Source organism: Herbidospora cretacea (assembly GCF_001570605.1).
Lineage (GTDB): Bacteria > Actinomycetota > Actinomycetes > Streptosporangiales > Streptosporangiaceae > Herbidospora > Herbidospora cretacea.
On the sequence record NZ_BBXG01000011.1, the window covers coordinates 199,691 to 223,105 of the forward strand.

Consider the following 23,415-nt stretch of genomic DNA (forward strand, 5'->3'; position numbering starts at 1 on the left):
CGACTGGTAGGTTTCACGAATGAGCAAGCACGCGGGCGACGTCGCTGTCGGCGTCTCCAAGGCATACGGCGTCGAGACGATGTTCACCCTGTCCGGTGGCCACGTCTTCCCTCTCTACGACGGCGCGGTCCACGAAGACATGCGCATCCTCGACGTACGCCACGAGCAGAGCGCCGTCTTCGCCGCCGAGGCGACGGCGCGGCTCACCCGCAAACCGGGCCTGGCGGTCCTGACGGCCGGGCCCGGCATCACCAACGGCGTGTCGGGCGTGGCGACGGCCCACTTCAACGGCAGCCCGGTCGTGATCCTCGGCGGCCGGGCCCCGCAGTCGCGGTGGGGTTCGGGCGCGCTCCAGGAGATGGACCACCCGCCGCTGTTCCATTCGATCACCAAGCTCGCGTTCACCGGTTCGGGCGCCGACGCCGTCGGCCAGGACGTCGAGATGGCCTTCCGCACCGCCCTGGCCCCCCACCGGGGCCCGGTGTTCCTCGACTTCTACATGGACCACCTGTTCGCGCCCTCCCCCTCGGTCGACACCGAGACGCTGGCGCCCTCCCCGCTGGAGCCCGACACCGACCACCTCGCCGCCATCGCCGCGCTGATCGCCGAGGCGGAGCGCCCGTTGCTGGTGGTCGGCTCCGACGTGTGGATGGACCGCGCCGAAGAGGCCGCGCGCGACTTCGCCGAGGAGTTCCGCCTGCCGGTGGTGCCCAACGGCCAGGGCCGGGGCATCCTGCCCTCCGGCCACGAGCTGCTGGTCACCCGCGCACGCGGCCTCGCCTTCGCCCAGGCCGACCTGGTCATCGTGGCCGGCACCCCGCTCGACTTCCGGCTCAACTACGGCTGGTTCGGCGGCAAGGAGGGGGCGCCGCTGGCCCGGGTCGTCCACCTGGCCGACGCCGCCTCCCAGCTCGCCACCCACACCGGCCTGGCCGGTTCGGCGGCCGGTGACCTCTCCCTGCTGTTCTGGGGGCTGGCCGCCGCCTGCCGCAGCGCGAGCGTCAAGCCGCGCGACGAATGGACGACCAAGCTGGCCGAGGCCACCGCGGCGGCCATCGTCGGCGACGCCGCGCTGCTGACCGCCGACAGCGACCCGATCCACCCGATGCGCATCTACGGCGAGCTCAACCGGCTGCTGGCCGACGACGCCGTGGTCATCGGCGACGGCGGCGACTTCGTCTCCTACGCCGGCAAGTACATCGAGCCCCGGCGCCCCGGCAACTGGCTCGACCCCGGCCCCTACGGCTGCCTCGGCACCGGCCTCGGCTACTCGATCGCCGCGCGGCTGGCCCGCCCGTCGTCGCAGGTCGTGCTGCTGCTCGGCGACGGCGCGGCCGGCTTCTCGCTGATGGACGTCGACACCCTCGTCCGCCACAACCTGCCCGTCGTCATGGTCTGCGGCAACAACGGCATGTGGGGCCTGGAGAAACACCCCATGCAGATGCTCTACGGCTACGACGTCGCCGCCGACCTCCAGCCCCAGTGCCGCTACGACCAGGTCGTGACCGCGCTCGGCGGGGGCGGCGAACTCGTCACCAAGCCCTCCGAGATCGGGCCGGCGCTGCGCCGGGCGTTCGACTCGGGCGTGCCCTACATGGTGAACATCGCCACCGACCCCGCGATCGCCTACCCGCGCAGCACCACCGGGGTCTAGGGAGAGGTCCCCGTACCTGTCGACGCCGCCGAGGGAGACGGTGACGGTGACGGTGAGGCCGCCGGGCAGGCGACCCGCTTCACGTACACGGTCACCGTCGACCCGACCGGCGCCTGCGAACCGGCCTTCGGGTCCTGCCGGTAGACCTCGGAGCAGCCCAGGCCGGAGTCACCGGTCGTCTGGAAATTCCCCTGGAACCCGGCCTGGAGCAGCGACGTCTCGGCCGCCTGGGCCGACTTCTTCCACAGCTGCGGCACGGCCTTCGTCTCCTTGGTGGGAGTCGGAGACGGCTTGGGCGACTTCGACGGCCTCGGCGAGGGAGACGGCGTCGGCGACGGCTCCTCCGAGGGCTCCTCGGACGGTTCCTCGCTCACCGACGGTTTGGCTACGGTCGGCGTCGGTCTGGGAGAGCGCCGCGTTTTGGTCGGGCTGGGGCTCGGCGAGGGGGTCGTCACATCGGCGACGTTCGAGGTGTGCCCTCGGGGCGGCGTCTCGCCCTCGCCTGAACCGATGATGTTCACGCCCGCCCAGCCGATGCCGACCGAGGCCAGCACGCCCGCCACCACCGCGACGACCGTCAGGCCGCGCCTGCTGTTGTTCTGCTTGCGGCGTCCACCGTGACTCGGCGTCTCCGGCGTGGCCGCGGTCGTGCGGTAGCCGCCCGTGGCGGGGAAGTTCCCGGTCGGCGCGTAGGCGCCGGTCGCCGGGGGTTCGTACCAGTCGCCGGTCTTCGGGAAGACGCCCGAGGTGGCCTGGGCCTGGTTGGGCTGGGTCAGCGAGGCGCCGGGGTTGGCGGCCTGCCGGGCCGCCTGGCTCATCGCCATCGCGCTCGGCCACCGGTCGGCCGGCGACTTCGACAGCGCGCGCTCCACCACGTGGCGGATGTGCGGCGGGATGTCGGCCGGCAGCGGCGGAGGCTGCTCGCGGATGTGCTTGAGCGCGATCGTGACCGGCGTGTCGCCGTCGAAGGGCCGGTGACCGGCCAGGCACTCGTAGGCGACCACGCCGAGCGCGTAGATGTCGACCGCCGGGGTGACCGGCTCGCCCTCGGCCTGTTCGGGCGCGCAGTAGGCGGCGGTGCCGAGCACCATGCCCGCGTCGGTCAGCCGGCTCGCCGCGTCGGAGCGCGCGATGCCGAAGTCGGTGAGGACCAGGGTCCCGTCGACCTGCACCAGCAGGTTGCCCGGCTTCACGTCCCGGTGGACGATGCCCCGGTCGTGGACGGCCTGGATCGCCGCCGCGGCCTGCCCGATGAGCTCCATCACGGCCTCGGGCCGGATGCGCCCGATCCGCTGCAGCAGCCCGTCGAGCGGCTCGCCGTCGACGAACTTCATCACCAGATAGGCGGTCGGCCCGTCGCCGGGGACGTCGGTGACGCCGTAGTCGTAGACGTCGACCACGCCGGGGTGGTTGATGAGGGCCATGGCCCGCGCCTCACCCTGGAAGCGCGCCCCGAATCCGGGGTCGTCGAGACGGCCCGGGAGCAGCACCTTGACGGCGACCGTACGCGCAAGGACGGTGTCTTCCCCGCGCCACACCTCGCCCATCCCGCCGGCGCCGATGCGCCGGTCCAGTCGGTAGCGCCCGGCCAGCGTCGTCCCTTGGGCAACCATGCCCCCGGATACCCCCTATGTCACTGACCACTGTCGTCCCGGAAGTCTAGCGGGCACCGGCACAAAGGACCGGTAAGCGCAGATCTCCCAGGAATCCCTCACCATAACGGTCAGAACACAGGTTTGGTTCAGGTCGCGTTCAGGCCGCGGTGAGCCCGTGCTGCGAACAGCGCGCTGACCAGCCCGTGGGTGTCACCTGCACGGTCATCCGGCGACGGCACTTGGCGCAGTAGCGCGGGGGCTCCATGGCTCGCGCGCCCTGACAGGGCCCGTGGTCCCCGTCGTCCGAAAGGCCCCCGCAGTGGTCGCAGTAAAGGTCCACGTCTTGCCTTTCGATGGGTTGCGATGGTCGGACTACTAGCATCCCACCATGGCGCTCACGCCCGGACTGCGGGCCAATCGGTTGATCATGGTGGAGAAGAGTGACACCGCGGCGGCGCTCGGCAGCGGCGACGTGCCCGTGCTGGGCACGCCGAAGCTGCTGGCGTTCGCCGAAGGGCTCACCTGCGAGGCGATCGGCGGGCAGCTCACGCCGGAGCAGACCTCGGTCGGGGTGCGGGTCGAGCTGGAGCATCGGGCCGCGAGCGGCCTGGGCGCCCACGTCGAAATCTCGGCCGAGCTGGTCGAGGTCGAGGGGCGCCGCCTGGTCTTCTCCTTCACCGCGGCCCACCTCGACGGCTCGGTCGTCGCCACCGGCGTGATCGAGCGGGTCGTGGTCGACCGCGAGAAGTTCCTGTCGCGCGCTACTCGATGACGGCGATCAGGTCGCCTTCCTGCACCACGTCGCCCTCGGCGACCTTGATGGCGACCACGCCGTCGTCCTCGGCGATGACCGGGATCTCCATCTTCATGGACTCCAGGATGACGAGGGTGTCTCCGTCGGACACCGTCTCACCATCGGCGACGACGACTTTCCAGACGTTCGCCACCATTTCCGCGCGTACCTCAGCCACCGCTGTCTCCCATCAAGCCTCAGTCGTTCCCGATCACGATCTCATGCGGGACACCAGGCCGGTGTCATAGTCGCCGCTGACGAACTCGGGGTGGTCGAGGAGTTCGGCGCAGAACGGCAGGTTGTGCTTGGGCCCGGTGATCGCGAAATTCGCCACGGCGGCCTTGCCGCGCTCGATGGCCTCGGCGCGGGTGGCGCCGTAGACGCAGAGCTTGGCCATCAGCGGGTCGTAGAAGGGCGTGACCGTGTTGCCGGCCTCGTAGCCGGAGTCGACGCGGACGCCTTCGCCGGACGGCTCGGACCATTCGGTGATGTGGCCGGGGCCGGGCAGGAAGCGCTTGGGGTCCTCGGCGTACACGCGGAACTCGATGGCGTGGCCGCGCGGCGTGGCGTCGATCTGGACGTCCTCGCCGGCCGCGACGCGCAGCTGGGCGGCGACCAGGTCGACGCCGGTGACGAGCTCGGTGACCGGGTGTTCGACCTGGAGGCGGGTGTTCATCTCCAGGAACACGAAGTCCTGCGCGTCGGCGTCGACCAGGCACTCGACGGTGCCGGCGCCCCGGTATTCGACCGCCGCGCCCGCGCGGGCCGCCGCCGCGAGCATGCGTTCGCGCAGCTCGGGGGTGATGCCCGGGGACGGCGACTCCTCGACGACCTTCTGGTGGCGGCGCTGCACCGAGCAGTCGCGCTCACCGAGGGCCAGCACCCGCCCGTCGTTGAGGCCGAGGATCTGCACCTCGACGTGGCGGGCCCGCTCGATGTAGCGCTCGAGGAGGATCGCGGGCGTGCCCCCGAAGCGGGCCGCGGCGCGCGAGGCCTGCTCGAACGCCTTGGCGAGGCCGGCCTCGTCGTGGGCGACGCCCATGCCGATGCCGCCGCCGCCTCCGGCGGTCTTCACCATGACCGGGTAGCCGATCTTCGCGGCGGCCTTGGAGGCCTCCTCGATGGCGGTGACCGGTTCCCGGGTGCCCGCGGCGACCGGCACTCCGGCGGCCTCCATCAGGTTCCGGGCGTTGATCTTGTCACCCATCTGGACGATGGCCTCGGGCGACGGGCCGATCCACGTGAGCCCGGCGGCCATGACGGCGCGGGCGAACTCGGCGTTCTCGGAGAAGAAGCCGTAGCCGGGGTGGATCGCCTGCGCGCCGGTGGCGCGGGCGGCGGCGAGGACCTGGGCCTGGTCGAGGTAACTCTGCGCCGGATTGGCCGGGCCGATGTTCACCGACTCCCTGGCCTCACGAACGAAGGGCAGGTCGGCGTCGGCCTCGGAGTGGACGGCGATCGACCTGATCCCCATCTCGTTGAGGGTCCGGATGATCCTGCGAGCGATTTCGCCGCGATTGGCGACCAAGACTGACTCGAACACGGAGCCAACCTTACGACCCGGATCATCCCTGGCCGTGCACTCATGAGCACTGATCGTCACGGCTCAAACTGTAGGAAGCCCACAATTGTCAGAGCCGGTTGACCGGTACGAGCCGATCGATGACGGTCGCCATCGCCTCGACCACTTCGGGGTCGTATTGCGCTCCGCCGTCGAGCCGCAGCCGTTCGAGCGCGGCGGCGGCACGGTCGCGGTTGGTGGATCCGCTCACCAGGTCGTCGTAGGCATTGGCGGCCCGGATGATGCGGCTGGCCAGCGGCGGGCGCTCCTCCAGCGGGTCGCACTGGCGGCGCACGATGTCGGCGACCTGGTTGAGCACGCCGGTCTTGCGGATGACCTCGGCGCCCAGTTCGGCGATGCGCCGCGCCTGCTCGGGATCGGTCAGCACGGTCGCGCCGCCGGGGATCGGGTCGGTGAGCGACAGTTGTCCGATGTCGTGCATGAGGGCGGCGTACTCGAGTTCGAGCAGTTCGGGTTCGGCCATGCCGAGGTCGCGGCCGATGGCCACCGCCAGGCGGCTGACCCGGCGCGAGTGGCCCGGCTCGACGTAGCCGCCGACCTCGGTGACCCGGGCGAGCGCGCGGATGGTCTGCAGGTACGTCGCCCGGATGCCCGCGTACTTGCGGAAGGCGACCTGGGTGACGAGCAGCGGCGCGGCGAAGGCCAGCAGGGCGGTCAGCTCCATGCTGTGCAGGGCGAGCGCGAGCAGGATGCCGCTGGCCGACACGGCGGCGCCGAGCGGCGCGGCCATCCGCGCCTCGTCGCGTACCGCCACCGAGAAGGCGGTGCGGACCTGCTCGGCCCGCAACAGGCCCGCCACCACGACGTCGACGGCGAGGGCCAGCCCGATGAGCAGCACCATCACCAGCAGCGCCACCCACCACGCCTCGCCCGGCGGCGGACGCAGCACGTCGGCGAACGGCCGGAACGCGAAGGCCAGCAGCGAGCCGCAGATGAGCCGCCGCGCGATCGCGTCGAGCCGGGGCGCGCGGCCGACGGCCAGATGGGGCAGCCCTCCGGCGATCATGCCGACGGCCATGACGGCGACGACCTGGAGCGCCGAGTGTTCGGCCTGCTCGCCGCCGATGTAGAGCAGCAGCGCGTAGCCGAACGCGGCGGCGGTGCTGATCGGGGCGACCTCGCGGTTGCCCGGCATGGTCAGCCGGGCCAGCTCGCCACAGGCGATCAGCGCGCCGAAGCCGATGGCGACGTGGGGGGCCACCAGCCCGACGGCGGCTGTGTGGGAGATCCCGGCGACCGCGAGCATGCCGCCCGCGCAGATCAGCAGGAGCTGCCCCGAGTCGAGGCCCTGCATGCCCCGGGTCTCGCTGGTCATCGGTCAGACACCACCTGGATCGGCGTGGTCGGGTCGTCGTGGTCCTTGGCGGCGGTGACCACCGGCATCCCGCTGGGCGCGGGCACGCTCGCGGGCGGGCACCAGCCGTCGCGGTCGAGGGCCCGGATGAAGGCCCCCACGATGATCGGGTCGAACTGGGTGCCCGACCACTTGCGCAGCTCGGCCACCGCCTCCTCCTGCGGTTTGGCCTTGCGGTAGGACCGGTCGGAGGTCATCGAGTCGAACGCGTCGGCGACGCAGATGATCCGGGCGAACTCGGGGATCTCGGCCCCCGCCAGGCCCATGGGATAGCCGCGGCCGTCGAACCTCTCGTGGTGGTGCATGATCCCGGCGAACGCCTCGTCGAGGAAGCCGATGCCGCGCACGATCTCCAGGCCGCGCATCGGGTGGAGCTGGATCGCGGCGTACTCCTCCTCGGTGAGGTGGCCCTCCTTCTGGAGCACCTTGGTCGGCACGCCCAGCTTGCCCACGTCGTGGAGCATCCCGGCGTAGCGGATGGCGTGGAGGCGCTCGGTGCCCATGCCGATCTCCTCGGCGATCATCGACGAGGCGGCCGCCACGCGGGTGCAGTGGCCCCGGGTGTACCAGTCCTTGGTCTCCACGGCCTGGCAGAGGGCGGCGATGGTGGCCTCGTAGGAGCGCTGCTGCGCGTGGTACTGCCCGAACGCCCACCGGGCGACGAACAGCGGCAGGAGCACCAGCACCGCCGAGATCGACTGGACGGTGGCCCAAAGACCCGCGATGAGGAGGCCGAAGGTGGCGTAGCCGAAGTAGGAGAGCAGGAACTGGGCCACGTCGGGCACCGGGACCTGGCGTTTGCCGACGCCCTCGGCCAGCGCCAGGATCAGCGCGGTCAGCGCGAAGTTGAGCGCGACGAACACGAAGGTCGCGGCGCCGTAGGGCAGGATGATCTCGGGGAAGTCGGTGCGCCTGGGCAGGCCAGGCACTCCCCCGGCCAGGGTGTAGACCCACCCGGCGGTGTAGCCCGAGATGAGGAACTGGGCCCCGTTGAACAGGCGTTTGTGGGTGGCGAGCCCAGGTCGTACGGAGAAGACCGCGGTCGCCGCGACGAGGGCCGCGCCCTCGGGTCCGACCAGCACCACCGCGGCGAGGGCGGCGGAGAAGCTGACCGAGATCGCCGCCTGGCGCACGCTCAGCTGGGTCGGGACCGACTCGCAGACGAGGAAGAGCAGCGCGAGGACCAGCGTCGACGACCAGTCGAGGCTCTCGTATGCCTGTCCGCTACGGACGAGCAGGATTCCGGCCGCCCCAATGCACAGGACGAAGTAGATCTTCGCCGGCCACGGCAGTTCGCGCAAAGCGGCCATCCCTCAAAAGAAGGCGCGTCTGTCAACATGCGCCGCCTCCACATTGATGTGCGTCCCTCAGGCTACCCAGCGGACAGGCGCCTCACAGGGTTGTCGCCAAACCGTAATCAACTCATCACTGTGAGTTGCGGACCCAATCCACGGTGAGTTTGAGCGCGGACGCGAGGTCGTGGCCGGGCTGCCAGCCGAGCCCCTCGAAGGCGGGAACGGGGTCGACGGCCATCGCGGGCAGGTCGCCCAGCCGGGCGGGCGCGAGGTCGGGCGCGTCGGGAACCCCGGCGGCGGCGGCGATGAGGCCGTGCAGCGCGCGGTCGGAGGTCTGCACGCCGGTGCCGATGTTGAAGGTCCCGCCGTTGCCCCGGGGGCCGCAGGCCCGGGTGAAGGCGTCGACCACGTCGTCGACGTAGACGTAGTCGCGGGTCTGGGACCCGTCGCCGAACAGGACGGTCGGCCGGCCGCCGAGCAGCGCGTCGGTGAAGATGGCCACCACACCCGCTTCGCCGCCGGGCGACTGGCGCGGCCCGAAGACGTTGGAGAGCACCAAAGTGGTGTATTCGATGCCGTAGAGCCCCTGATAGGCCGACAGGTAGGCCTCGGCGCTCACCTTCGAGGCGGCGTAGGGCGACATCGGGCGGGCCGGGGTGTCGCCGGGCACCGGGATGACCGGGGGACGGCCGTAACGGGCCACCGACGAGGCGAAGACGACCTTGCGGACGTTCCCCTTGCGGGCGGCTTCGAGGACGTTGAGGGTGCCCTCGATGTTGACGCGCGCGTCGTTGAGCGGATCGGTGACGCTGTTGCGGACGGAGATCTGCGCGGCCAGATGGCAGATCACCTCGGCGCCGCCGACCGCCTCGGCCAGAGCGGGATCACGCACGTCGAGCTCGTGGAACTCGGCCCGCGCCGCCCGGTTGCCCCCCGACGACAGGTCGTCGACGACGATCACCTCGTGGCCGTCGGCGAGCAGCCGATCGACGAGGTTGGAACCGATGAAACCCGCACCGCCCGTGACCAGAATCCGCATGGCCAGCAGGTTATTCCACGAGTTCGGCTCTTACCTGATCAATCCGCAGGCGGATCTTGGCCCGCAGGTCGTCGGGAACCGGATCCTCACCGCAGTGTTTGGCCACGAGTTGCTTCACGACTTTGTCGAGCCCGTATTCCCGCAGGCAGGGATCGCACTCGTCAAGGTGCTGCCGGATGTCGCCACACCAGTTCTCGTCGAGTTCGCCGTCGAGAAAGGTGTAGACCCGGTCGAGCACCTCACTACAGTCGGTGTCGTGGTGGTCACCACAGCTCATGCGCCCTCCTCCGATCGCACAAGCCCGCGCTCGCGCGCGTAGTCTTCGAGCTGCGAACGCAGTTGCCTGCGGCCGCGGTGGAGCCGCGACATCACGGTCCCGATGGGGGTCCCCATGATGTCGGCGATCTCCTTGTAGGGGAACCCCTCGACGTCGGCCAGGTAGACCGCGATACGGAATTCCTCGGGGAGCGCCGCGAGGGCGTCCTTCACGTCGCTGTCGGGGAGATGTTCGAGCGCCTCGAGCTCGGCCGACTTCAGACCGCTGGAGGTGTGGGACTCGGCGCGCGCGAGCTGCCAGTCTTCGATCTCCTCGGTGCCGGCCTGCTTCGGCTCGCGCTGCTTCTTCCGGTAGCTGTTGATGAAGGTGTTGGTCAGGATGCGGTAGAGCCAGGCCTTCAGGTTGGTGCCCACCTGGAACTGGTGGAACGACGCGAAGGCCTTCGCGAAGGTCTCCTGAAGAAGATCTTCGGCGTCGGCGGGATTGCGGGTCATCCGGAGCGCGGCGGAGTAGAGCTGGTCGATGTAGGGCATGACATCCCGCTCGAACCGCTCACTGCGCTGCTCCAGAGTCTCCTCGGCAGTCTTGGAGACCGGACCCACCCCCTCATAGATGCCTATCGCATCAGAGGATACCGGGACGGCATAGGCCGGGGTTTCCGGCCTCACCAGCAACGCGTTCATGCCCATCGTCAACCGCGGCGGCGTAGAGTCTGTTCCCGGACAAGGTACGCAATGCCTTATCCGGGGAAAAAGCTACGTACCGGCTGGTAGGGACACCCTCTACCAGGCCCTCCTTCTGAGAACGTCAACGTCCAGGAGCCGCTCGTGCTGCCCATTCCGGCCAATGAACTCAACGGCACAGGGAATCTCGGGCCTTACTGGACCTTTTATCACGCCGTCGTCGCCGAGCAGCTCCGCCGCTGGCTGCCCGAGAAGCCCTCCCTGCTGCTGGACCTGTCAGGCGGCCGGGGCCGCTGGCCCGCCCAGGCGGCGCGGGCCGGCCACCGCGTGGTCGAGGTGCTCGACTTCCGCCGTCCCGCCGCCGAGCCGTGGCTGCGCGAGGCCTCCGACCTCATCCACAAGGTGCGCAGCGACGACCTGGCCTTCCTGGCCGACGAGAGCGTCGACGCCGTGGTCGCCGAGGAGCGGGCGCTGTCGGTCGAGATCATGGCCGAGTCGGCGCTGGCCGACGTGACGCGGGTGCTCAAGCCGGGCGGGCGGGTGCTGGTCTGCGTCGACTCGCTCGTGCTCGGAATGGCCATTCTGGCCGAGCAGAACTACTGGGCCCACCTGCGCCAGACCGGCGAGGTCATGCTGGTGCCCTGGCCCGACGGCAGCATCACCCGCTGCTTCTCCTCGGTCCAGCTGCGCGACCTGCTGACCGGCGCGGGCCTGGAGGTCGAGTGGGTCCGCCCCCGCACCGTCCTGTCGCCCTCGACGGTCGACCACGTGCTCGGCAGCGACGGCCGGTCGCTGTCGTGGCTGGTCACGACGGAGCTCGACGCCCACCCGGACGACGACGACACGGTCGGCATCCATCTCGTCGCGAGCGGGCGCAAGCCCCTCTGACTCAGCGGCGCCGTTCCCGCCTCGACTGGCAGCCGATGCAGCGGGCCGCCTCCGGACGGGCCTCCAGCCGGCCGTCGGGCACCACGTTCCCGCAGTCGACGCAGCGGCCGTAGGTCCCGGCGTCGAGCCGGGACAGCGCCGCGACCACCGCCTGGCGCTGCCGGCCGGCCGCCTCGATCATGGCGTGGTTCCGGTCGGCGTCGGCGAGGGTGTTCTCGGCCGAGGGGTCGGTTGTCAGAATTCCGATAGACCGGTCCACGTCGTCGAGCATCATCTCCAGGCGCATACGCGCGGCCGCAGATTCCACGAATCCGCACCTCCGGGAATGGGGGGACGCTGCCGGGAGTCCCCGGTCTCCCGGCTTTCTCAGCGGATGCCCGCTGCCCGCCTCCCTTACACCCGTGGAAACTCAGAACAGCGGATTGGTGTCACCACTGTCCTGAAGTGGGGAGATGAGCCTCTCGCCGTTGTTGCGGACGTTCCCCACCGCCGGATCCACCGGATACGCCACCAGCCCCGCCGAGGTGGCGGGAACGAGGAGCTCGGACGCGTCCGAAACCGCGGGGTCGAGCCATTCGGCCCACTTCTCGCGCGGGATCAGCATGGGCATGCGGTCATGGATGTGGCCCAGGCGGTCCTCCGCGTCCTGGGTGATGACCGTGCAGGTGCAGATCCACTCGTCCTCGGGGCTCTTCCAGAACTCGTACAGGCCGGCCATGGCCAGCACGCCGCCGTCCTCCGGGTGGATGAAGTAGGGCTGCTTGCGCTTGTCGTCGGTCGGCATCCACTCGTAGTAGCCGTCGGCGGGGAGCAGGCAGCGGCGGGTCGCGAAGGCCTTGCGGAAGGCGGGTTTCTCGGCGACCGTCTCGATCCTGGCGTTGATCATCCGGGAGCCGATCGAGGGGTCCTTGGCCCAGCTCGGGACCAGGCCCCAGCGGACCACCCGCAACTGCCTGATCGGCCGGGTGGCGCCCTCCTCCTTGGGGACGCGGCTCATGACCGCGTACACGTTCTTGGTGGGGGCGACGTTGTAGTCGGGGGCGAGCTCCTCTTCCGAGTCGAGCTCGACCTCGAACTCCTCAAGGAGTTCGTGACGCTTGCGCGCCGACGCGTATCTTCCGCACATCAGTCCAGACTGCCACCCTGGGCTCCCGATAGGCTTGCGCCATGTCCGCTTCCCTGTGGCCCGCGCCCGTCGCGTCCGGTCCGGTGACCGCCACCGTGGCGCTGCCGGGTTCCAAGTCGGTGACCAACCGCGCCCTGCCGCTGGCCGCGCTGGCCGAGGGTCCCGGGCGGGTCCGTCTCGCGCTGCGCAGCCGCGACGCCGACCTGATGGCCGACGGCCTGCGGAAGCTCGGCGCCGGCATGACCAACGTCGGCACCGGCGCCTCCTCCGCCGACTGGGAGATGACGCCCGGCCCGATCACCGGCGGCGGCCATCTCGACTGCGGCTTGGCCGGGACCGTCATGCGCTTCCTGCCGCCGATCGCGGCGCTGGCCGACGGCGAGGTCTCCTTCGACGGCGACCCCCACGCCCGCAAGCGCCCGATGGGCCCCATCCTCGACGCGCTCCGCGCCCTGGGCGCCCACGTCGACGGCGACCGGCTCCCGTTCACGATCCGCGGTCCGATCACGGGCGGCGAGGTGACCGTCGACGCGTCCGGTTCGTCGCAGTTCGTCTCCGGGCTGATGCTGGCGGCGGCCCGGTTCCCGAAGGGCGTAACGGTCCGCCACGTCGGCCCGCCGGTCCCCTCGATGCCGCACATCGCGATGACCGTGCAGATGCTCCGCGCCCGGGGGGTCGAGGTCGACGACTCCGAGGCCTCGGTGTGGCGGGTGCTGCCCGGCCCGATCGCGGCCACCGACTTCACCGTCGAGCCCGACCTGTCCAACGCCGCGCCGTTCTTCGCCGCCGCGATGGTCACCGGCGGTTCGGTGACGATCCCCCACTGGCCGGCCGAGACCACCCAGCCGGGCGACCGGCTGCGCGAGCTCCTGTCCGGCATGGGCGCGCGGGTCGAGCTGACGGGCGAGGGGCTGACCGTCCGCGGCGGCTCGATCCACGGCGCCGACGTCGACCTGCGCGACGAGGCCGAGCTGACCCCGACGATCGTGGCGCTGGCCGCGCTGGCCGACTCGCCGACCCGCATCCGGGGCGTCGCGCACATCCGGGGCCACGAGACCGACCGCATCACCGCGCTGGCCACCGAGGTCAACCGCCTCGGCGGCGACGCCCGCGAGACCGACGACGGCCTGGAGATCTTCCCCAAGCCGTTGACCAGCGGTGTCTTCCACTCCTACGACGACCACCGGATGGCCACCGCCGGCGCCGTCATCGGCCTGGCCGTGCCGGGCGTCGAGGTGGAGAACATCGCCACGACCGCCAAGACGCTGCCCGAGTTCGCCTCGATGTGGGCGGCGATGCTGCGAGGAGACGCGTCCTGAGAAGGCGCGAATACGACGAAGACGACGTCAGGGTCCGGCCGGGCAAGGGGTCCCGGCCGCGCACCCGGCTCCGGCCTGCCCACGAACAGGCGGTGCCGGGGTTCGTCGTCGCCGTCGACCGGGGCCGGTATACGGTCCTGACCGGGCGCGGCATCCACGAGAGCGGCCCGTCGACGGTGATCACCGCGATGAAGGCCCGCGAGCTCGGCCGCAAGGGCATCGTGGTCGGCGACGAGGTCGCGCTCGTCGGCGACACCTCGGGCAAGCCCGACTCGCTGGCCCGGATCGTCCGCCGCGAGGAGCGCCGCTCGATGCTGCGGCGCAGCGCCGAGGACTACGACGAGGTCGAGCGCCCGGTCGTGGCCAACGCCGACCAGCTCGTCATCGTCACCGCGCTGGCCGACCCCCCGCCCCGGCCGCGCATGATCGACCGGCTGCTGGTGGCGGCGTTCGACGCCGACATCGACCCGCTGCTCTGCCTGACCAAGGCCGACCTGGCCGCGCCCGACGAGCTCATCTCGCTCTACGAACCGCTCGGCGTCGACCACATCGTGGTCCAGCGGGGCGGCGAACTGTCCGAGCTGCGCAGCCGTCTCACCGGCCGGGTGAGCGTGCTGGTCGGCCACTCGGGTGTGGGCAAGTCGACGCTGGTCAACGCGCTGGTGCCGACCGCCGACCGGGCGGTCTCCCACGTCAACGCAGTCACCGGCCGCGGCCGCCACACCTCTACTTCCGCCGTCGCGCTGGAGCTGCCCGAGGGCGGCTGGATCATCGACACCCCGGGCGTGCGCAGCTTCGGGCTCGGCCACGTCGAGATCGACAACGTGCTGGTCGCGTTCCCCGACTTCAACGAGGCCGCTGTCGACTGCCCGAAGGGCTGCAACCACCTCGGCAACGACTGCGCCCTCGACCGTTTCGTGGCCGAGGGCCACGGCGACCCCGCCCGGCTCAGGTCACTGCGCCGGCTGCTGACCAGCCGCGAGGGCAGCCCCGACGACGACTAGCGGTTCGGCCGCAGCGTCCACTCGACGGTGACCTCCGCGACCGTGACGTCCTCGGCGTTGCGCACCGTCACCTCGACGACGAACTCGGGCCGCCGGCCCTCGGACAGTTCCGCCAGCACCGCCGTGCGCTCGGCCCGCACCACCGCTTCGGCGGTCAGGTCGCCGAGAGCCAGTTTCTTGTACGCCACCCGCCCCACCGTCGCCAGCGGCGTCGCCCGGTCGAGGGTGTCGCCGAACAGCGAGAGCATGGCCGCCCCCGAGGCCGACTCGGCCAGGGAGAACACCACTCCGGCATGGGGACCGCCGACGTGGTTGTGCAGGTCGGGACGGTCGGCGAGACGGGCGACAGCCGTACCGGAATCGACGGAGTCGAAAGACACGCCGAGGGTGCGCGCGAAGGGAACGCTCTGCAGGAACAGGGCCCCCGTGTCGAAAGTGGTCATGGACGGCATGTTACTCATTGGTAGGATCTGGAGCGGTCCCGGGTCTGATGAAAACGCGCGCAATACCGCTAGCGTGTGATCTGTGACGGCTTACAACGATGATCTGCGACTCGCGCACGTGATGGCCGACGCGGCCGACGACATCACGATGCGCCGCTTCAAGGCCGTGGATCTCAAGGTCGATACCAAGCCCGACCTGACCCCGGTCAGCGACGCCGACCGGGCGGTCGAGGAGGCGATCAGGGGCACCCTGCGCCGGGCTCGCCCCCGTGATGCCGTCATCGGCGAGGAGTTCGGCAAAACGGGCTACGGCATGCGTTCCTGGATCATCGACCCCATCGACGGGACCAAGAACTTCGTGCGTGGCGTGCCCGTCTGGGCGACCCTGATCGCGCTCATGGAAGAAGGCCAGGTCGTCGTCGGCTGCGTCTCCGCGCCGGCGCTCCAGCGGCGCTGGTGGGCCGCCCGCGACGGCGGCGCCTTCAGCGGTCGCAGCCTGACCAAGGCCACCCGGTGCCGGGTGTCGTCGGTGGCCAAACTGGAGGACGCCTCCTTCTCCTACTCCAGCCTGGGCGGCTGGGAGAAGGAGGAGAAGCTCGACAACATCCTCGACCTGACGCGCAGTGTGTGGCGGACGCGGGCCTACGGCGACTTCTGGTCCCACATGATGGTGGCCGAGGGTGCGGTGGACGTCTCGGCCGAACCGGAACTGTCGCCCTGGGACATGGCCGCGCTCACCGTGATCGTGGAAGAGGCCGGCGGCACGTGCACCGGCGTGGACGGCAACCCGCCGCTGGAGAGCGGGAGCCTGGTGTGCTCGAACGGGCTTCTGCACACCAATGTGCTGAAAAAGCTCGCTTAATAGACTTTTCCGGAGAAAAGGTCAGCCCACAACTGCTCGGCCCGCATGGCGACCATCCGTTCGGTCTCCTCGATCAGATGCGTCTGCAATGTCGTACGGCGAATGAAGTACTGACCCGCCGCCCCGACGAATTCGTAGACCACCCCCCGGCACGAGCACGAGTGGGCCCTGACCCGCTCGCGGTCCGTCCACCGCGCGCCTGGTCGCCAGGTCAGCGGCCTGGCGTCCGGATCGGGATGGCTCGGCACGTGCGGGCCGTGATAGGTGGTCATGACCTTTCCACGTGAGACTGTCTTGGTGGAGGCGTCCATGTCGTGATCCTCACGACCGGAGCCGATCCCGTGGAATACACCACCACCATCAGAAATCCCGATATTCGTCAGGCGAATTCCAGCGTGACGCCGGGAATGGGCGTAACTTACCGTCATGGGTCATGACGGAAACGGTCTGCCGCCGGACTTCTGGGCCCGGCCGCCGGTCGCCCATGCGCTCGCCGAATGTGACATGGCGACGATCCTCGATCAGGTCCGATCCGTGCGCGGATGGACGCAGGGCCAGCTCGCCGAGCACCTCGGATACTCCCAGAGCTGGGTGTCCAAGGTGCTGCGGGGACGCCAGTCGCTCACCGTCGACCAGATCCGCGACCTCGCGCGTCAGGTCGGCATCCCGCAGTACTTACTCCGCATCGGCGACTCGGGGGGTGAGGACCCCACGAAACGCCGCGACTTCAGCAAGATAGCCTTCCTCGCCGCGATGCCCGTGGCGCCGTCCATCTCCTACCGGTCGGCCGACGAGACGACGGCGAGCTCCCTCGCCGCGATCACCGGCGCCCAGCGCAGGCTGGAGGCCGAGACCCCGGCCCGCGAACTCGCCCGGGGCGCGGTCGCCCACGTCGAGCTCACCAAAAGGGCCCTCGCCCGGTCGGCGGAGACGCCGTTCGCGGTGGAGGTCTGCCCGACCGTCAGCGAGGCCGCCGGGTTCGCCGCCTGGTTGCACGCCGACATGCAGGACATCGGCACCGCCCGGATGTTCTACCGGTTCGCGGTCGACTCGGCCCGGCGGGCCGAACATCCGCTGCTGGAGGCCTACATGCTGGGCAGCCTGGCCGCCTTCGAGATCGACCACGACGACCCGGTCCTCGGGCTGTCGATGATCTCCCAGGCCAGGGCGCAGGCCGGGAGCAATCCCCCGGCCACCGCGCGGGCGTGGCTGGCCTGCATCGAGGCGCTCGGCCACGCCGGCAAGCGCGATGTCATGGCCGCGCTCAACTGCCTGCGCGAGGCGGAGATCGCCGTCGCCCAGAGCGAACGCCAGAAAGCCCCGCCGTGGCCGTGGGTCTTCCCCTTCGACCCCGGCAAGCTGGCCGGATATCGCGCGCTGGTGATGGTCCGCCTGGGCCGTCCCCACGACGCGGTGTCGGCCTTCGCCGAATCCCTCATCTCCGTACGCCCCGCCGCCAAACAGCAGGCGCTGCTGATGCTGGAGGTCGCCACCGCCCGCCGGATGGCCGGCGAGGTCGACGAGGCCTTCTCCCTGGCGGGTGAGGCGCTCAAGGCGGGGGTCGTCTATTCGTCCGAACGGGTCCTCCACCGGGTCAGGCGGTTCCGCCGCGACTACGAGGGCCCGCCGTCTCTGCTGGTCCGCGACTTCGACGACCGGCTGCGCGCGACCAGCTCCTTCTAGATCGGTCCAGAGAACCCCGCTCCACCTGGAGCGGGGTCCTTTGGTGAACGCCGAAACTAGCCTGTGACCTGGCCGTTATCTTCTGAGACCTACACGAAGGGGACCAGACCCGTTCATTCTTCGTTCACCTTCGTCCAGTCATCAGGTCACCTTCGGTCCCTAGCCTCCCGGTTGTTGAAGAAACAATCAGGAGGATTCAGCCGTGAAGTATGCAGGCCGGCTCGCCGTAGCCGCCATCGCCGGCGTGCTGTCGCTCGCCGCGTGTGGGACCGACAACAACACCGGCGCCAGCGAGACCACCGCTCCGGCGGCTGGCGCCGCTGCTCCCGCCGCCTCGGGTGACGCCACCCTCAGCGGCACGATCAACGCCGCCGGCTCCTCGGCTCAGGCCAACGCCATCGACGAGTGGAAGAAGGCGTTCCAGAGCGCCAACTCCGGTGTGAGCATCAACTACCAGCCGAGCGGCTCGGGCGCCGGCGTGCAGGCGTTCATCGCCGGCACCGTCGCGTTCGCCGGTTCCGACTCCGCGCTCAAGGAAGACGAGCCGGCCCAGGCCGACGCTCGCTGCGCCACCGGCAAGGCCATCAACCTGCCCATGGTCGTCGGCCCGGTCGCCGTGGTCTACAACCTCCCGGGTGTCGACGGCCTGCAGCTCTCGCCGAAGACCATCGGCGGCATCTTCAACAGCACCATCACCAAGTGGGACGACGCCGCGATCAAGGCCGACAACCCCGACGCGCAGCTGCCCTCGACCGACATCCAGGCGTTCCACCGCTCGGACGAGTCGGGCACCAGCGACAACTTCACCAAGTTCCTGAAGGCCACCGCCGAGTGGCCCTACGAGCCCGGCAAGGCGTGGCCTGCCGAGGCCAAGGGCCAGGGCGCCAAGGGCTCCGACCAGATCGCCGCCTCGGTCAAGTCGACCGAGGGCGCCATCTCCTACGTCGAGCTCTCCTACGCCGAGAACTCGGGCCTGCAGAAGTCCAAGGTCGCCAACGGCTCGGGTGAGTTCGTCGAGCTGACCCCGGAGAGCGCCGGCAAGACCGTCGAGGCCGCCACCGTCGAGGGCACCGGCAACGACCTCAAGCTGAAGATCGACTACGCCACCTCGGCCGCGGGCGCCTACCCGATCGTCCTGGTGACCTACGAGATCACCTGCGAGAAGGGCCTCTCCGCCGAGGAGCTCCCCCTCGTCAAGGGCTTCCTCACCTACACCGCCTCGGACGAGGGCCAGCAGGTGCTGACCGACCTCGGCTACGCGCCGCTGCCGGCCAGCCTGGTCACCAAGGTCCGCACTGCGGTTGAGGCCATCGCCTAACCAATGGCGACCTCGACGCAAACGCGCGAAGGCGGGTCGGCTCCCCAGAGCCGGTCCGCCTTCCGGCGCAGCAGGGGCGACGGCCCCTTCCGTTACGCATCGACCGGTGCGGGTGTCCTGCTCCTCGTGATCATGGCGGCCATCGCGGTCTTCCTGATCGCGCGGGCCATCCCCGCACTCCAGGCGAACACCGCGTCGTTCCTCACCGAGAAGACGTGGAACGCCAACGCCTCAGAGCCGAAGTTCGGCATCGGCGCGCTCGCGTTCGGCACGGTCGTCAGCTCCTTCCTGGCGCTGATGATCGCCACGCCGATCGCGATCGGGGTCGCCCTGTTCATCTCCCACTACGCCCCGCGCCGGCTGGCCTCCGCCCTCGGCTACGTCATCGACCTGCTGGCGGCGGTCCCCTCGGTCGTGTACGGCCTGTGGGGCATCATCTTCCTGGTCCCGTTCATGCGCGGGCCCTCGCAGTTCCTGAACGACTACTTCGGCTGGATCCCGATCTTCGGCGGCGACCAGGTGGTCGGCAAGTCGATGCTCGTCGGCTCGCTCGTGCTGGCCATCATGATCCTTCCGATCATCGCCGCCATCTCCCGGGAGGTCTTCCTCCAGGCCCCCAAGCTCCAGGAGGAGGCCGCTCTCGCGCTCGGCGCGACCCGGTGGGAGATGATCCGGATGAGCGTGCTGCCGTTCGGGCGTCCCGGCGTCATCAGCGCCGCCATGCTCGGCCTCGGCCGGGCCATGGGTGAGACCATCGCGGTCGCGCTGATCTTCCCCGCCACCTTCACGATCAGCTTCGAGATCCTCAGCGCCAACGGCAACAGCATCGCGGCCAACATCGCCAACGGCTTCGGCGAGGCCAACGACATCGGCCGTGGCGCGCTGATCGCCTCCGGTCTGGTGCTGTTCATCATCACCCTGCTGGTGAACATGGCCGCCCGCTGGGTCATCTCCCGCCGCAAGGAATACGCGAGGGTCGCCGCGTGAGTGCCGTCACCCCAGAAATCCAGCGAATCTCGGGCATGCGCCGGTTCAAGGACAAGGGCGTCCAGTTCCTCGTCTACCTGGCGTTCGCCATCGCGGTCGTCCCGCTCGTCTCGGTCCTGTGGCTGGTCGTCTCCAACGGCCTGGCCCGCTTCGACATGGAGTTCCTGACCCACTCGATGCGCAACATCGGGGCCAGAGACGCGGGCGGCGGCGCCTACCACGCCATCATCGGCACCCTGGAGCAGGTCGCGCTGGCCTCGCTCATCTCGGTGCCGATCGGTCTTTTCACCGCCATCTACCTGGTCGAATACGGCAACAACGGGCGTCTCAAGCGCTACATCAGCTTCTTCGTGGACATCATGACCGGTGTCCCTTCCGTCGTTTCCGGCCTGTTCGTGCTCGCCTTCTGGATCCTCATCCTGGGCATGCCGTTCTCCGGCTGGGCCGGCGCGATGGCGCTGTCGATCCTGATGCTGCCGACGGTCGTCCGGGCCGCCGAGGAGATGCTGCTGCTGGTCCCCAACGACCTGCGCGAGGCCTCCTACGCCCTGGGCGTGCCCAAGTGGCGCACCATCGCCAAGGTCGTGCTGCCCACCGCCTTCACCGGCATCGTGACCGGCGTCATGCTGGCCGTCGCCCGTGTCGCCGGTGAGACGGCACCGCTGCTGCTGACCGTCTTCTTCACCGACTCCATCAACAACGACCCGTTCAACGGGCCGCAGATGGGTCTTCCCCTGTACGTGTTCGACCAGGCCGCCCGGCCGAACGACACCGCGATCGACCGCGCCTGGGCCGGCGCGCTCACCCTGATCGTGATCATCATGCTGCTCAACCTGGCCGCGCGCCTCATCACCTACTGGCGCTCGCCCGCGAGGAAGAGGTAATAGCCATGGCCAAACAGATCGAGGTCACCGACGTCGACGCCTACTACGGTAGCCACAAGGCCATCGAGGGCATCAACATGACCATCGACGCCCGAGCGGTGACGGCCTTCATCGGCCCGTCCGGCTGTGGCAAGTCGACCTTCCTGCGCACCCTCAACCGCATGCACGAGGTCATCCCCGGCGCCCGCGTCGAGGGCAAGATCCGCATGGAGGAGCAGGACCTCTACGGCTCCGACGTCGACCCGGTGTCGGTCCGCCGCACCATCGGCATGGTGTTCCAGCGCCCCAACCCGTTCCCCACGATGTCGATCTACGACAACGTGGCCGCAGGCCTGCGCCTGAACCACCGCTACTCCAAGAGCGAGCTCGACGGCATCGTCGAGGACTCCCTCAAGGGCGCCAACCTGTGGAACGAGGTCAAGGACCGCCTGCCCAGGCCGGGCGCGGGCCTGTCGGGCGGACAGCAGCAGCGTCTGTGCATCGCCCGCGCGATCGCGGTCAAGCCCCAGGTCCTGCTGATGGACGAGCCCTGCTCGGCGCTCGACCCCATCTCGACGCTGGCGATCGAGGACCTGATCTCCAAGCTCAAGCAGGAGTTCACGATCGTCATCGTCACCCACAACATGCAGCAGGCCGCCCGCGTGAGCGACAAGACGGCCTTCTTCAACCTGGCCGCCCAGGGCCAGCCGGGCAAGCTGATCGAGATGGACGAGACCACCAAGATCTTCACCAGCCCGACGCAGAAGGCGACCGAAGACTACATCACCGGGCGTTTCGGCTGATCCGACACATTGGGGAGGACCGGGTGGACGGGGATACTCGATCCGCACCGATGCTGTTGGTCGCCGACCCCGACAGCACCCTGGTCGACAACCTGACACACGAACTCGAATCCGAGGGGATCGACGTCACCGGTGTGTTCGACGGCGCCCAGGCGCTGCTCCAGGCTGGAGCACTGCGCCCGGACGCCGTCCTCATCAGCGCGTCGCTGCCCATCATCGGGCCGGTCGACTTCGTCCGGGCGGTACGCCTGGCACGAGCCGTCCCGGTCCTGCTGGGCGTGGGTGAGGGGTTCGCGGAGCAGGCCATGGAGGCGCTCGCGGCCGGAGCGACGGCATGCGTCGCCCGGCCGTACCGCGTCCCCGAGCTGCTCCCGCTCGTCCACGCGGCGTTCCGCCGGCAGGGCATCCAGCGGACCGTCCTGACCATCGGCGACGTCGCCCTCGACGTCACGGCCTACCAGGTGAAGGTGGGCGGCCGCGTCGTCCACCTGCCCCTGCGCGAGTTCGAGCTGCTGCACTACCTCATGCGCAACGCCGACCGCACCGTGACCCGCGAGCAGATCATGCGGCACGTCTGGCACTCCTCGGACGCGATGTCCACCAACACCATCGCCGTCCACGTGAAACGCCTACGCGCCCGCCTCGGCGACGAGGACGACAAGCTCATCCAGACCGTGAGGGGGGTCGGCTACCGCCTGGTCACCCCCTAGGCTTCGCAGGGCATGACCGGAACCCCGCGAGCACCCTCTTCACCAGCCCCTCGACCTTGGCGATCCCGGCCTCGCTGGTGGCGTTGTCCTCGGTGAGAACGGCCACCGCGTACCGATCGGCGATGAGACCCACGCTGTTGATCGCCCACAGGTCGTTGGCCACGTGCTTCAGCCAGCCGTTCTTGAGCGCGACCCGCTCCCCGGCACAGGCCCCCGCACTCACACCCCACTTCTGTTCCGGTACGACCTGGCGCATCAACCGCCTGACGACTGCTCCGTCCTTCATCTTCGGCAGATACTTCAGCAACCGGACCTGATCATCGGTCGTGGTCCGGGTGATGCCCCAGCAGTACAGGTCGACGCACATCCCGGGCACTGCGGTCGTCGACCTCAGACCGAACCTCTTGCCGACCCTGGTCAGACCGGCGTCGCGGCCGATCCGCTCCCAGAGCCGATCGGCCGCTTTGTTGTCACTGACCTTGATCATGACCTCAGCGTCCCTCCGGACGCTCCTCGGCAGCCGGGCCCACCGCTCCTCCACCAGCAAGGCCATGAGAATGCCGACCTTCGCGACACTGGCCGTGGGCAGAATCCGCCCGGACGCGAACCTGAAGACCCGCCCGGTGTGCAGATCCTCGACGGTGATCGAGACACGCCCCGGCCTGGCGGCGAGATAGCGCCTGACCTTCGCGGTGAGCCGGCGCCGGTCGACGGGAGGATCCTCCGGCTCAGATTCCGGTACGGGCCTGGGATCCGGCCACACCTGCGGCACCACAGCGGCGACCTTGACGGGAACCGGCACGGCCTTTCCGCGGACATCAGGCGAAAGGACACCGGGAACCAGCGCCAGCGCCACCAGAAGAGGGAGAACCACACGACGGGGGGACATCGTGGGCATCAATGTAGCCCTCGAAACCACCGCCAGGCCATTGCCCTGGAAACACAGAAAGCCCGGCCGTAGTTGGCCGGGCTATACCCTCGTGAAACGTCGAAGGCCCCGACCACTACTGGTCGGGGCCCTCGGTATTCAAAGATTGTCCGGCGGTGTCCTACTCTCCCACACCGTCCCCGGTGCAGTACCATCGGCGCTGGAGGGCTTAACTTCCGGGTTCGGAATGTAACCGGGTGTTTCCCCTC

Annotated in this window: 26 protein-coding genes and 1 rRNA gene; 12 read left to right on the forward strand and 15 right to left on the reverse strand. The window is 69.7% G+C overall.

Features of this window, described 5'->3' with window-relative positions:
- The first annotated feature begins 19 nt into the window (after nt 1-19).
- The gene (locus tag AW270_RS22935) at nt 20-1,654 is read left to right on the forward strand and encodes an acetolactate synthase (protein WP_061297182.1); all 1,635 of its coding nucleotides are present in this window, start codon (nt 20-22) and stop codon (nt 1,652-1,654) included.
- Here the strand turns inward: AW270_RS22935 and AW270_RS22940 are convergent.
- Together AW270_RS22940 and bsaP are read right to left on the reverse strand one after the other, a co-directional pair.
- Complete coding sequence (locus AW270_RS22940) at nt 1,651-3,267, reverse strand: serine/threonine protein kinase (protein WP_061297183.1); 1,617 nt, start codon at nt 3,265-3,267, stop codon at nt 1,651-1,653. The genes AW270_RS22935 and AW270_RS22940 overlap by 4 nt on opposite strands.
- A 139-nt stretch (nt 3,268-3,406) precedes the next feature.
- Nucleotides 3,407-3,631, reverse strand: coding sequence for a biotin synthase auxiliary protein BsaP (bsaP, locus tag AW270_RS42285; RefSeq protein WP_082801766.1), 225 nt, complete (start codon nt 3,629-3,631; stop codon nt 3,407-3,409).
- A 6-nt stretch (nt 3,632-3,637) separates the two neighbouring features.
- Between bsaP and AW270_RS22945 the strand changes: the two genes are divergently transcribed.
- Nucleotides 3,638-4,021 (forward strand): thioesterase family protein, encoded by a 384-nt coding sequence (locus tag AW270_RS22945; RefSeq protein ID WP_061297184.1) that lies wholly within the window; start codon nt 3,638-3,640, stop codon nt 4,019-4,021.
- Here AW270_RS22945 and AW270_RS22950 read toward each other — a convergent pair.
- The 7 genes from AW270_RS22950 to AW270_RS22980 form a co-directional block, all read right to left on the reverse strand.
- Nucleotides 4,011-4,220, reverse strand: a complete 210-nt coding sequence (locus tag AW270_RS22950) for a biotin/lipoyl-binding carrier protein (RefSeq protein WP_157522419.1) — start codon at nt 4,218-4,220, stop codon at nt 4,011-4,013. The genes AW270_RS22945 and AW270_RS22950 overlap by 11 nt on opposite strands.
- A 33-nt stretch (nt 4,221-4,253) precedes the next feature.
- Nucleotides 4,254-5,645 carry an acetyl-CoA carboxylase biotin carboxylase subunit gene (locus AW270_RS22955; protein WP_304608132.1) on the reverse strand — a complete coding sequence of 464 codons (1,392 nt, stop codon included), beginning with the start codon at nt 5,643-5,645 and terminating at the stop codon, nt 4,254-4,256.
- A 28-nt stretch (nt 5,646-5,673) separates the two neighbouring features.
- Nucleotides 5,674-6,939 (reverse strand): HD-GYP domain-containing protein, encoded by a 1,266-nt coding sequence (locus AW270_RS22960; protein ID WP_061297187.1) that lies wholly within the window; start codon nt 6,937-6,939, stop codon nt 5,674-5,676.
- The gene (locus AW270_RS22965) at nt 6,936-8,288 is read right to left on the reverse strand and encodes an HD-GYP domain-containing protein (protein ID WP_061297188.1); all 1,353 of its coding nucleotides are present in this window, start codon (nt 8,286-8,288) and stop codon (nt 6,936-6,938) included. The genes AW270_RS22960 and AW270_RS22965 overlap by 4 nt, the downstream gene beginning before the upstream one ends.
- Nucleotides 8,289-8,403: 115 nt before the next feature.
- Nucleotides 8,404-9,312 (reverse strand): NAD-dependent epimerase/dehydratase family protein, encoded by a 909-nt coding sequence (locus AW270_RS22970; RefSeq protein ID WP_061297189.1) that lies wholly within the window; start codon nt 9,310-9,312, stop codon nt 8,404-8,406.
- 10 nt (nt 9,313-9,322) lie between these two features.
- Nucleotides 9,323-9,589 (reverse strand): mycothiol system anti-sigma-R factor, encoded by a 267-nt coding sequence (gene rsrA, locus AW270_RS22975; RefSeq protein ID WP_061297190.1) that lies wholly within the window; start codon nt 9,587-9,589, stop codon nt 9,323-9,325.
- Nucleotides 9,586-10,191, reverse strand: a complete 606-nt coding sequence (locus AW270_RS22980; protein WP_061297191.1) for a sigma-70 family RNA polymerase sigma factor — start codon at nt 10,189-10,191, stop codon at nt 9,586-9,588. Before AW270_RS22980 ends, rsrA begins: the two co-directional genes overlap by 4 nt.
- A gap of 225 nt (nt 10,192-10,416) precedes the next feature.
- Here AW270_RS22980 and AW270_RS22985 point away from each other — a divergent pair, with 225 nt between their 5' ends.
- On the forward strand, nt 10,417-11,160 hold the full coding sequence (locus AW270_RS22985; RefSeq protein ID WP_061297192.1) for a class I SAM-dependent methyltransferase: 744 nt from the start codon (nt 10,417-10,419) through the stop codon (nt 11,158-11,160).
- 1 nt (nt 11,161) lies between these two features.
- Here the strand turns inward: AW270_RS22985 and AW270_RS22990 are convergent, their stop codons facing one another.
- Together AW270_RS22990 and AW270_RS22995 are read right to left on the reverse strand one after the other, a co-directional pair.
- Nucleotides 11,162-11,467, reverse strand: coding sequence for a TraR/DksA family transcriptional regulator (locus tag AW270_RS22990; protein ID WP_061297193.1), 306 nt, complete (start codon nt 11,465-11,467; stop codon nt 11,162-11,164).
- A 102-nt stretch (nt 11,468-11,569) separates the two neighbouring features.
- Complete coding sequence (locus AW270_RS22995) at nt 11,570-12,286, reverse strand: SOS response-associated peptidase (RefSeq protein WP_061297194.1); 717 nt, start codon at nt 12,284-12,286, stop codon at nt 11,570-11,572.
- A gap of 41 nt (nt 12,287-12,327) precedes the next feature.
- Between AW270_RS22995 and aroA the strand changes: the two genes are divergently transcribed.
- Complete coding sequence (aroA, locus tag AW270_RS23000; RefSeq protein ID WP_061297195.1) at nt 12,328-13,605, forward strand: 3-phosphoshikimate 1-carboxyvinyltransferase; 1,278 nt, start codon at nt 12,328-12,330, stop codon at nt 13,603-13,605.
- Entirely contained in the window at nt 13,602-14,609 is a 1,008-nt protein-coding gene (gene rsgA, locus AW270_RS23005) for a ribosome small subunit-dependent GTPase A (protein WP_061297219.1), read from the forward strand. The genes aroA and rsgA overlap by 4 nt, the downstream gene beginning before the upstream one ends.
- On the opposite strand, the gene AW270_RS23010 is transcribed toward rsgA, so the two are convergent.
- The gene (locus tag AW270_RS23010; protein WP_245674812.1) at nt 14,606-15,052 is read right to left on the reverse strand and encodes a DUF4442 domain-containing protein; all 447 of its coding nucleotides are present in this window, start codon (nt 15,050-15,052) and stop codon (nt 14,606-14,608) included. The genes rsgA and AW270_RS23010 overlap by 4 nt on opposite strands.
- 82 nt (nt 15,053-15,134) lie before the next feature.
- On the opposite strand from AW270_RS23010, the gene hisN reads away from it, so the two are divergent.
- Nucleotides 15,135-15,914, forward strand: a complete 780-nt coding sequence (gene hisN, locus AW270_RS23015; RefSeq protein WP_082801768.1) for a histidinol-phosphatase — start codon at nt 15,135-15,137, stop codon at nt 15,912-15,914.
- On the opposite strand, the gene AW270_RS23020 is transcribed toward hisN, so the two are convergent.
- On the reverse strand, nt 15,911-16,225 hold the full coding sequence (locus AW270_RS23020) for a hypothetical protein (RefSeq protein ID WP_157522422.1): 315 nt from the start codon (nt 16,223-16,225) through the stop codon (nt 15,911-15,913). The two genes, hisN and AW270_RS23020, sit on opposite strands and share 4 nt — an antisense overlap.
- Before the next feature lie 115 nt (nt 16,226-16,340).
- Between AW270_RS23020 and AW270_RS23025 the strand changes: the two genes are divergently transcribed.
- The 6 genes from AW270_RS23025 (at nt 16,341) to AW270_RS23050 (ending at nt 22,278) form a co-directional block, all read left to right on the forward strand.
- Nucleotides 16,341-17,597, forward strand: a complete 1,257-nt coding sequence (locus tag AW270_RS23025) for a helix-turn-helix domain-containing protein (RefSeq protein WP_061297198.1) — start codon at nt 16,341-16,343, stop codon at nt 17,595-17,597.
- Nucleotides 17,598-17,799: 202 nt separating this feature from the next.
- A complete protein-coding gene (gene pstS / locus AW270_RS23030) occupies nt 17,800-18,915 on the forward strand; it encodes a phosphate ABC transporter substrate-binding protein PstS (protein WP_061297199.1) in 1,116 nt (371 codons plus the stop codon).
- A gap of 3 nt (nt 18,916-18,918) precedes the next feature.
- Nucleotides 18,919-19,902, forward strand: coding sequence for a phosphate ABC transporter permease subunit PstC (gene pstC / locus AW270_RS23035; RefSeq protein ID WP_061297200.1), 984 nt, complete (start codon nt 18,919-18,921; stop codon nt 19,900-19,902).
- Nucleotides 19,899-20,786: a phosphate ABC transporter permease PstA gene (gene pstA / locus AW270_RS23040; RefSeq protein WP_245674813.1), complete on the forward strand. Its 888-nt coding sequence runs from the start codon at nt 19,899-19,901 to the stop codon at nt 20,784-20,786. Before pstC ends, pstA begins: the two co-directional genes overlap by 4 nt.
- Before the next feature lie 5 nt (nt 20,787-20,791).
- Complete coding sequence (gene pstB / locus AW270_RS23045) at nt 20,792-21,568, forward strand: phosphate ABC transporter ATP-binding protein PstB (protein ID WP_061297202.1); 777 nt, start codon at nt 20,792-20,794, stop codon at nt 21,566-21,568.
- Nucleotides 21,569-21,618: 50 nt separating this feature from the next.
- On the forward strand, nt 21,619-22,278 hold the full coding sequence (locus AW270_RS23050) for a response regulator transcription factor (RefSeq protein WP_061297203.1): 660 nt from the start codon (nt 21,619-21,621) through the stop codon (nt 22,276-22,278).
- Here the strand turns inward: AW270_RS23050 and AW270_RS23055 are convergent.
- Together AW270_RS23055 and rrf are read right to left on the reverse strand one after the other, a co-directional pair.
- A complete protein-coding gene (locus AW270_RS23055) occupies nt 22,268-23,080 on the reverse strand; it encodes a serine hydrolase (RefSeq protein ID WP_061297204.1) in 813 nt (270 codons plus the stop codon). The two genes, AW270_RS23050 and AW270_RS23055, sit on opposite strands and share 11 nt — an antisense overlap.
- Before the next feature lie 234 nt (nt 23,081-23,314).
- Nucleotides 23,315-23,415, reverse strand: a 5S ribosomal RNA gene (rrf, locus tag AW270_RS23060); the annotation flags it as partial.

Bases quoted from the DNA above. Each gene is read 5' to 3' on its own strand.
- AW270_RS22935 (WP_061297182.1), top strand. From the start codon at position 20: ATGAGCAAGCACGCGGGCGACGTCGCTGTCGGCGTCTCCAAGGCATAC.
- AW270_RS22940 (WP_061297183.1), bottom strand. From the start codon at position 3,267: ATGGTTGCCCAAGGGACGACGCTGGCCGGGCGCTACCGACTGGACCGG.
- bsaP (WP_082801766.1), bottom strand. From the start codon at position 3,631: ATGCTAGTAGTCCGACCATCGCAACCCATCGAAAGGCAAGACGTGGAC.
- AW270_RS22945 (WP_061297184.1), top strand. From the start codon at position 3,638: ATGGCGCTCACGCCCGGACTGCGGGCCAATCGGTTGATCATGGTGGAG.
- AW270_RS22960 (WP_061297187.1), bottom strand. From the start codon at position 6,939: ATGACCAGCGAGACCCGGGGCATGCAGGGCCTCGACTCGGGGCAGCTC.
- AW270_RS22965 (WP_061297188.1), bottom strand. From the start codon at position 8,288: ATGGCCGCTTTGCGCGAACTGCCGTGGCCGGCGAAGATCTACTTCGTC.
- AW270_RS22970 (WP_061297189.1), bottom strand. From the start codon at position 9,312: ATGCGGATTCTGGTCACGGGCGGTGCGGGTTTCATCGGTTCCAACCTC.
- rsrA (WP_061297190.1), bottom strand. From the start codon at position 9,589: ATGAGCTGTGGTGACCACCACGACACCGACTGTAGTGAGGTGCTCGAC.
- AW270_RS22995 (WP_061297194.1), bottom strand. From the start codon at position 12,286: ATGTGCGGAAGATACGCGTCGGCGCGCAAGCGTCACGAACTCCTTGAG.
- aroA (WP_061297195.1), top strand. From the start codon at position 12,328: ATGTCCGCTTCCCTGTGGCCCGCGCCCGTCGCGTCCGGTCCGGTGACC.
- AW270_RS23010 (WP_245674812.1), bottom strand. From the start codon at position 15,052: ATGACCACTTTCGACACGGGGGCCCTGTTCCTGCAGAGCGTTCCCTTC.
- AW270_RS23020 (WP_157522422.1), bottom strand. From the start codon at position 16,225: ATGGACGCCTCCACCAAGACAGTCTCACGTGGAAAGGTCATGACCACC.
- AW270_RS23025 (WP_061297198.1), top strand. From the start codon at position 16,341: ATGGGTCATGACGGAAACGGTCTGCCGCCGGACTTCTGGGCCCGGCCG.
- pstC (WP_061297200.1), top strand. From the start codon at position 18,919: ATGGCGACCTCGACGCAAACGCGCGAAGGCGGGTCGGCTCCCCAGAGC.
- pstB (WP_061297202.1), top strand. From the start codon at position 20,792: ATGGCCAAACAGATCGAGGTCACCGACGTCGACGCCTACTACGGTAGC.
- AW270_RS23050 (WP_061297203.1), top strand. From the start codon at position 21,619: ATGCTGTTGGTCGCCGACCCCGACAGCACCCTGGTCGACAACCTGACA.